This window comes from Moorena sp. SIO4G3 (assembly GCF_010692305.1).
In the GTDB taxonomy this organism is placed as follows: domain Bacteria; phylum Cyanobacteriota; class Cyanobacteriia; order Cyanobacteriales; family Coleofasciculaceae; genus Moorena; species Moorena producens_A.
Genome location: NZ_JAAHIG010000375.1, coordinates 1 through 8336, shown reverse-complemented (window position 1 = coordinate 8336; position 8336 = coordinate 1). Strand labels below are relative to the sequence as shown.

Here is an 8336-nt window from a genome sequence, read left to right as displayed (position 1 = left end):
CCAGTAACAGCTAATTCCTCACAAATCCTATTCCAGGCAGCGACTGGGTCGTCAGCAGCGGTAATTGGTCGCCCTATGACTAGGTAATCTGCACCGGCTTGTAGAGCAGCTAGTGGGGTCATTGCCCGTCGTTGATCACCTTGTTCGGACCATTGGGGGCGTACTCCTGGACAAACCAGGAGAAAATCATCACCACACACCTGTCTTAGCTGTGAAACTTCCATGGGGGAGCACACTGCCCCATTCAAACCTGACTCTTGAGCTAGTAGTGCCATTTGTAAGACAAATTCGGGCAACTCGATCGGAATTTTCAGGTCAAAGGCCAAATCCCGGGAATTGAGACTGGTGAGTAGAGTAATACCAATTAACTTTGGGGGGGGACATCCCGCTGTCAAAGCTCCCTCAACTGCCGCTTCAGCCGCTCGTTTAAGAGCATTGCGACCAGCAACGGCATGAATGGTGATTAAGTCCACACCATAGGCGGCTGCAACCCTTGTTGCTCCAGCTACCGTATTGGGGATATCGTGAAATTTAAGATCCAGAAATATCCGCTTTTGCCGATGTTTGAGAGCATGAATAATCTCAGGACCAGTGCTCACAAACAGTTCCAGCCCTACTTTCCAAAAGCTAACCTCAGGCAACTGTTCCACTAATGCGATCGCATCTTCTTTGCTCGGCACATCCAAAGGAACAATAATCCGATCTTCAACTTTCAACCTCCTAACCTCCTAACCTCCTAACCTTCTAACCTACTAACCTTCTAACCTTCTAACCTTCTAACCTCCTAACCTCCTAACCTTCTAACCTTCATTGATACCTTCAACTAACTAAACGGGCAAACTTCTTTTTCCCCACCTGCAAAACCTTTCCCACCAATTGATCAGGGGAATCAAAGGTCTGGTCAACCACTGAAATGCGATCGCCATCCAACTTAACACCTCCCCCTTGAATCTGTCGCCTTCCTTCGCCACTACTTTGGCACAAACCTGATTCTTTAAGGATATAGAACAACTTAGCGGGAAACTCCACAGAAGACAATGAAAATTCTGGCACAGAATCCCCCGTACCAGTAGTGCTACCCTTTACTAAGTTCAGTGCTGCCTGCTGAGCTTCTTTTGCTGCTGCTTCACCGTGATATTGGGTCACAATAGTCAGAGCCAATTGCTTTTGCTGCTCCCGTGGCTGTGCTGGAAGCTGATCCAATGGCACATCAGTCAACAGCTCAAAATATTGCTTTAACAGATGATCTGGTGTGCCCTCCAGCTTCGAGTACATGGTCAGGGGATCATCTGACAAGCCAACATAATTCCCCAAAGACTTAGACATTTTCTGTATCCCATCCGTCCCAATCAAAATTGGCAGCAGTAAGCCGAACTGGGGAGATTGTCCAAAATGCCGTTGTAAATCCCGTCCCAAGGCAATATTAAACTTTTGGTCAGTTCCCCCTAACTCCACATCAGCCTTAACTGCCACAGAATCATAGCCCTGCATCAATGGGTAGAGAAACTCATGGAGGAAAATAGGATTTTGTTGTTGATAGCGTTCAGCAAACCCTTCCTTAGCCAGCATTTGCCCTACGGTCATAGTGGCTAACAACTCAATAATCTCAGACAAATCCAACTGGTTAAGCCACTCAGAGTTATAGCGAATTTCTAGCCGTCCTGGGGTGTCAAAATCTAGAATAGGGCGCACCTGTGACAGATAAGTTTCAGCATTTTGCTTGACCTGAGCTGGTGTCAACTGGCGACGCACCTCAGACTTCCCAGTAGGGTCACCGATTCTAGCGGTAAAGTCACCAATAATTAAGACAGCGGTATGACCAGCATCTTGGAATGCCCGTAGCTTTCTGACTGGGATACTATGACCTACATGGAGATCCGCACCGGTTGGGTCTATACCTAACTTGACCCGTAAGGGACGCTCAGCTTGCTTGAGCCGAATAGCTAGATTTTCACTCGGGTCCTGAGAATCCGGTTGTAGGGGAAAAATTTCACTGGTACCTCTGTCTAGCCAAGCTAGCTCGTTAGAAAGGGGGATTTCAAAATTTGACATCGGTTGGGACTATGGTTGGCAATTCACTATGTTAATACATATGGTTTAAATTTATTCTAAGGATCCGTAGCCAGACCGACACTTGCCATGGGCCATGTCAAAATGCCGCTAACTATTATACAAAACGCCGTTGACAACCGTTACGAGATGGCGATTAAGCCCACTCTTCTTGATGCAGTCGCTTGTAAGATAGCGATTAAATGCCCCATGCTTTAGCATCTAGAGGGTTCAATCGGTGGATGAATCTACCACAGGGACTGCATCAAGACGGTAAATGACCGTCGTAGAATACAAAATGGTATGAATTGGCTGGAATTAACCCTAATTCAAAAATTATTTATAGCTACAGTAGTTGAAGCTGAAGTTGAAGCTTACTTATAGGGCTTGACACTTATCCATAACCTCCTGGCATTATTAAGAAATTCGATGGTCAAGACTTGTAAGTAATCCTCCTAGCCAAAGCCTAGGGAATTCCCGGTAATCTTCGGGATTACCAACTAGGATGCAGACTCAGGTGCGATTCCTACGTTGGTTTGGTTATGACACCCAGAGGTGAACTCCAGCTTCTGGCTCTGTCGCTAATCATTAAGACAAAGGCAAATGTGTGGTTAGCCCAACAAGCCATCCCAACATTGTCAAGGAACACATTACCAAATTGAGAGCACTAAAAATGCCAAACTATGTATTTGTTATTGACACAAACAAGCAGCCATTAAACCCTATTCCACCAAAGAAAGCTCGTCGGTTGTTAGACAAAGGTAAAGCTGCTGTTTTTCGGATGTACCCGTTCACGATCATCTTAAAAACAGCGATTGATAATCCAATTGTATCACCTTGTCAAATTAAGATTGATCCTGGTAGCAAAACAACTGGATTTGCTCTAGTCCAAAACAACCAAATCATTTGGGGAATGGAGTTAGAACATAGAGGAGGGAAGATCAAGAAAAAATTAGAGTCTAGAAAAGCTGTAAGGCACCGAAGACGTAATCGTCACACCCGTTACAGAAAGCCACGGTTTTTTAATCGCAAACGTTCAGAGGGTTGGCTCCCACCCAGCCTAGAACACAGGGTTTCGACTATTGAAACGTGGGTAAAGCGATTAACCAAGTTTTGTCCGGTCAATGAAATTTGGGTCGAAAGAGTTAAGTTTGATACCCAGAAAATGCAGAATCCCGAAATCAATGGTATTCAGTACCAACAAGGTGAACTAGCTGGCTACGAAGTTAGGGAGTACTTACTTGAGAAATGGGGAAGAGAATGTACCTATTGCGGTAAACAGTCTGTTCCCTTGCAGATCGAGCACATTCACCCAAAGTCATTTGGTGGAAGTAATCGAGTCAATAATCTCTGCTTAGCCTGCGAAAAATGTAATCAACGAAAAGGAAACAAACCTATAGAGGAATTCCTAAAAAAGAAGCCAAGTTTACTCCAAAAAATCAAAACTAAAGCCAAACAACCATTAAAGGATGCGGCAGCGGTAAATGCAACTCGTAACAAGTTAGTGAAAGTACTCCAAAATATCAAGTTTGTAGTTACTGGAACCGGAGCGCAGACCAAGTACAACCGGACTAGACTAGGTCTTCCTAAGGAGCACGCTTATTGATGCTGCTTGCGTTGGGGATATTGGGACCTTAGTCTTGAAAACGTCTCAGCCACTGTTAGTTACTTGCAAAGGGCAGGGAGGCAGACAAAAAGCAGCACTCAACAAGTACGGTTACCCCGTCAGGCACAATCCATTAAAACCAATTAAGGGCTGGGTCACTGGAGACATAGCCAAACATCAAAGACTAGGTATAGGCAAGGTAACTCCTAGAAGTAAAGGCAGCTTTGGATTTACCCCGTTAGGAATGAAGGGCTATAAAAGTTGCAACCCTCAAGATATATCAGCAATACACCGAAAAGATGGATACACTTACAGTTTTTGCAAGTAACTGCCGGAATTTACCGAGAAATAATTGTCCTAGACATTCCTGCTCTGCCCACCAATCTCTGGAATTGTCTTATAGAAAGGTACTTAGAGAAAGTAAAAAAAACACCCCAAGCACAGCCCCTAGCTTACATGTCTGTTCTTTAGTAAGGAAATGAAATCACCGTGTCATCTAGCACTATTCCACAACCACAAGATCGGAAAAATCGGAAAAAAAAGCCTTCACAAGTATTGCAGTTTGTGCAAGGGGTGGCTCAAGTAACTGGAGGGACTATCCTCGGGGTTACCATGTTAGCTAGCTCGATTGTAGCTGGTGGACTTGTGGGCTTAGCGACTAGCTTCCGTAACCTGCCAGATGTGCGCATGCTCCGGAACTACACACCGACAGAAACAACTTACATTTACGATGTCAAGGGTAGACCTTTAGTTAGCCTTCATGGGGAAGCGAATCGGGAAGTGGTCGAATTCGGCCAAATCAACCCTCAACTCAAGCGAGCTGTACTAGCTATAGAAGACAGTCGCTTCTTTATGCACTATGGGGTTAACCCCAATAGCGTCGGTCGTGCTTTCTTAGCCAACTGGAGGCAGGGGACAGTAGTAGAGGGAGGTTCTACGATCACCATGCAGTTGGTGAAAAACCTGTTTCTGACTCGGCAACGCACCTTTAGCCGCAAAATCACTGAAGCTGTACTCGCTATCCGAGTTGAGCAAATCTTCTCTAAAGACGAGATTTTGGAATTGTACCTCAATCAAATCTATTGGGGTCACAATAACTATGGCATTGAAACAGCTGCCCGAAGCTACTTTGTTAAGCCAGCGTCTGAGCTATCCTTAGCCGAGTCAGCGATGTTGGCAGGGCTAATCCAGTCCCCAGAAGAATACAGTCCCTTCAGCAACTACTCTAGAGCTAAAGAGCGACAAGCGGTTGTATTAAGGCGGATGCGGGATTTAGGATGGATTACAGCAGCCCAAGAAAAAGAAGCCAAGGAACAGCCCCTGTTAATTGGCAAAAGTACTTCCTGGACGACCAGTAAATTACCTTTCGTCACAGAAGCTGTGGTGGTGGAGTTAAAAGAGCGATTTGGTCAGGAGGCGGTCACCAAGGGCGGAATGCGAGTTCAGACCACGGTTGACTACTACTTCCAAAAAATGGCAGAAAAGACCGTTAATCGTGCTCATTACACCCTGCGTCGCCGTGGACTTTACGATAATCAGGTGGCATTAGCCGCTGTTGACCCCCGTACCCATTTTGTGAAAGCGATAGTCGGGGGGTACAGCTATGAAAAGAGCAAATTCAACCGTGCTACTCAAGCTCGACGTCAGCCTGGGTCATCCTTTAAGCCATTTGTTTACTATACGGCCTTTGCCACAGGTAAATATGCCCCTGGTTCCACTGTTTACGATACCCCCGTTCGCTATCGAGATGGTAGAGGCTATTACAGACCCAAAAACTATGGTGGTGGCTACTCTGGTGCCATGAGTATCCGCACCGCCATTGTTCAATCAAGCAATGTGCCAGCGGTGAAGATTGGCAGGAGAGTGGGACTAGATAAAGTCGTTGATGTGGTTAAGACCCTTGGAATTAAGAGTCCCATGCAACCAGTGTTATCCTTACCCCTAGGGTCAGTTGGGGTAACACCATTGGAAATGGCAGGAGCCTATGCTACCTTTGCCAATAATGGCTGGCACTCTGACACTACCTTAATTGTCCGAGTGACCGATAGTAAAGGCAATGTGCTGCTAGATAATACCCCTAAGCCTAAGCTGGTGCTAGATCAATGGGCGGTTTCTTCCCTTAACCATACCCTAACCGGTGTCATTAACGGAGGTACCGGAAAATCTGCCCACATCGGGCGTCAGGCGGCAGGTAAAACCGGAACAACCTCTTCAGAGCGAGATGTATGGTTTGTGGGATATGTACCCCAGATGGCTACCGCAGTTTGGATTGGTCGAGACAACAACCGACCCCTTGGGCGAGGGGTAACAGGTGGCGGTTATGCCGCACCGATCTGGCGGAGTTTTATGCTTCAGGCTTTGCGGAGGGAACCAGTGAGATACTTCCCTCGACCCTCAAAATTTAAGCGTCCTCGATCCAGATAAATTCTAGATAAAATAGGGATATCAGCCGTCATCGTTGGCGGCTCCCTACTGACGCACTATGGGCATTCAGCCTAAGACCCTCAGTTATCAGCTGCTGTCTTGGGGGATGTCGATGTATCCCCACCTCCACCAAAGGCATGCCCTACTACGATTGCTTCTCTACGTCTGACTTCATCCGCTCCAATGTCATGTTCATCTGGTCAAACATCTGCTGAGGGGTGATCCCAAACTGACCTAACTGAGTATTGAGCTGCTCTATGGTCATCTGAGCCATGAAGTCATCGGATAACTCGAAGCGCTTCATAAAAATTCGATAGCGCTCCATCATCTGTTCCATCTGATCGATGAAAATCTTTTTGCCTTCACGGTCAAATTTGCCATAGTCGTTGCCCAATTTAATCAGGTCTTGGTAATCTTCAAACAGCTGTTTTGCCTCTTTTTGGACAATTTCCGAATCAAAAAAACCCATTGCTCTTACCTGTCAACCGGTTTGGTTGTACTCAATCGCCGCTTCTAGTCACATTTTAATGTAGCGTTAAACCTGGACAAAATTCGGTTTTCCGTATTAGTCCGTTGAAGGTTTAAGGTTAAACGGTTACAGGTTGAAGGTTAAACGGTTACAGGTTGAAGGTTAAACGGTTACAGGTTGAAGGTTAAACGGTTACAGGTTAGACCGTTGTTAGCGTAGCGTGGCCTATGGGCCAAGGTTGAAAGTTAGAGCCCTAACAACTCACGCGCCACATGTATAACTGGCAAGCTGTAACCTGTAACCCGTAACCTTGGCCCATAGGCCACGGGTGCGCGTTCAACCTGTGAACCTTGGCCCATAGGCCACGGGTGCGCGTTCAACCTGTGAACCTTGGCCCATAGGCCACGGGTGCGCGTTCAACCTGTGAACCTTCAACCTGTGAACCTTCAACCTGTGAACCTTCAACCTGTGAACCTTCAACCTGTGAACCTTCAACCTGTGAACCTTCAACCTGTGAACCTTCAACCTATTAACCTTCAACCTGTTAACCTTGGCCAATAGGCCACGCAATCGCGTTCAACCTGTGAACCTTCAACCTATAATCTGTAACCTCTAACTTTCCAGTCCGAGATAAGTAATTATTATAGGAACATAGGATTGACAGTTTTTGGATCTCCACCAAGCTATTCAACGCGGGTCAAAGCAAGTATGTTGAGCAAGCCAAAAAGCCGCAAAGTCGCTTCCCTACTGGCATTGAGTGGGGTAGTGATCCCCGTTTGTGGATTACACAAATTTTATCTCGGACAACCCTTTTGGGGAGTAATGTACTTACTCCTGTGTTGGACACCCATTCCTCGAATTGCCAGTGCTATAGAGGGGGTGTGGTATTTACTACAAAGTCAAGATCAGTTTGACCTGAATTTTAATCTCGGTATTGAGTCTACAGTATCTTCCTCAGAGAATTCATCAACTGGTATTGACCCAGCCAAGGTAGGGGAAATTGCCGATGCCCTAAGACAGCTAGACAGCCTACGTCAGGAGGGACTAGTGTCTGAGTATGAATTTGAACAAAAACGTCGTCAATTACTTGACCTAATTGCTTGAGTTTCATGGCAATTTTTGATTGGCTATCACCCAAGACTCGACAAACCCCGAATCAGCAATCAATTCAGCAGAGGCTAAAGGGTGACCCCTACTATCGGCTACAATCTACAGAAGAAATTGCTGTAGCTGCCAAATTGGGGCTCACCATTGATGTCAATCAAGCTGGTGTGGATGATTGGCTGAGATTGCCAGGGATATCTATCCATCAGGCACGGACGCTTTTTGAACTGACCAGCAGTGGTGTGCAATTTTGCTGCTTAGAAGATTTGGCAGCTGCCCTAGGTTGGTCCGTACAACGTCTGATACCCTTGCAACCAATTTTGAGGTTTTGTTACTACGATCCTGAGAGTTTAGTTACGCCTGGGCTAGTCAACCCTAACACCGCATCTCTAGAACAGTTGACGAAAATTCCAGCAGTGGACTTGTTTTTAGCTAGAGCGATCATGCAAAATCGCTTTGATGGTGGGCCATACCGTAATCTGGCTGACCTTCAACGACGCCTTGAGCTTAATCCTCAGCTGACATCTGAGTTAATGTACTATTTAATCTTTTGAGATTATTAGTTTGAGCTTACTATAGCCTTTTTAAATTTGGTGAGGTACAATTTTTTTGGTTTTAGGGAATAGGGAATAGGGAACAGGGAACAGGGAACAGGGAACAGGGAATAGGGAACAGGGAACAGGA

At 46.0% G+C, this 8336-nt stretch carries 9 protein-coding genes; 6 read left to right on the top strand and 3 right to left on the bottom strand.

From position 1 onward, the window contains the following. Both pyrF and tyrS read right to left on the bottom strand, forming a co-directional pair. A partial coding sequence (gene pyrF, locus F6J99_RS37020) for an orotidine-5'-phosphate decarboxylase (protein ID WP_293120745.1) occupies positions 1–716 on the bottom strand: 716 nt, incomplete at its 3' end. 103 nt (positions 717–819) lie between these two features. Further along, complete coding sequence (tyrS, locus tag F6J99_RS37015) at positions 820–2052, bottom strand: tyrosine--tRNA ligase (RefSeq protein ID WP_293120744.1); 1233 nt, start codon at positions 2050–2052, stop codon at positions 820–822. A gap of 670 nt (positions 2053–2722) precedes the next feature. On the opposite strand from tyrS, the gene iscB reads away from it, so the two are divergent. The 3 genes from iscB to F6J99_RS37000 all read left to right on the top strand — a co-directional run bounded on the left by iscB (position 2723) and on the right by F6J99_RS37000 (position 6079). Continuing rightward, complete coding sequence (gene iscB / locus F6J99_RS37010) at positions 2723–3655, top strand: RNA-guided endonuclease IscB (RefSeq protein WP_365975025.1); 933 nt, start codon at positions 2723–2725, stop codon at positions 3653–3655. Positions 3656–3916: 261 nt separating this feature from the next. Beyond that, positions 3917–4126 carry a hypothetical protein gene (locus F6J99_RS37005; protein ID WP_293120747.1) on the top strand — a complete coding sequence of 70 codons (210 nt, stop codon included), beginning with the start codon at positions 3917–3919 and terminating at the stop codon, positions 4124–4126. 141 nt (positions 4127–4267) lie between these two features. Next, the gene (locus F6J99_RS37000; RefSeq protein ID WP_365975028.1) at positions 4268–6079 is read left to right on the top strand and encodes a penicillin-binding protein 1A; all 1812 of its coding nucleotides are present in this window, start codon (positions 4268–4270) and stop codon (positions 6077–6079) included. Between the two features lie 145 nt (positions 6080–6224). Here the strand turns inward: F6J99_RS37000 and F6J99_RS36995 are convergent, their stop codons facing one another. Continuing rightward, a complete protein-coding gene (locus F6J99_RS36995; RefSeq protein WP_070394592.1) occupies positions 6225–6548 on the bottom strand; it encodes a DUF1825 family protein in 324 nt (107 codons plus the stop codon). A gap of 390 nt (positions 6549–6938) precedes the next feature. On the opposite strand from F6J99_RS36995, the gene F6J99_RS36990 reads away from it, so the two are divergent. From F6J99_RS36990 to F6J99_RS36980, 3 genes are all read left to right on the top strand, one after another. Continuing rightward, a complete protein-coding gene (locus F6J99_RS36990; RefSeq protein WP_293120740.1) occupies positions 6939–7109 on the top strand; it encodes a hypothetical protein in 171 nt (56 codons plus the stop codon). Positions 7110–7256: 147 nt separating this feature from the next. Then, positions 7257–7652, top strand: a complete 396-nt coding sequence (locus F6J99_RS36985) for an NINE protein (RefSeq protein WP_293120738.1) — start codon at positions 7257–7259, stop codon at positions 7650–7652. A 5-nt stretch (positions 7653–7657) separates the two neighbouring features. Further along, positions 7658–8206, top strand: coding sequence for a ComEA family DNA-binding protein (locus F6J99_RS36980; protein ID WP_293120736.1), 549 nt, complete (start codon positions 7658–7660; stop codon positions 8204–8206). Positions 8207–8336 lie beyond the last annotated feature (130 nt).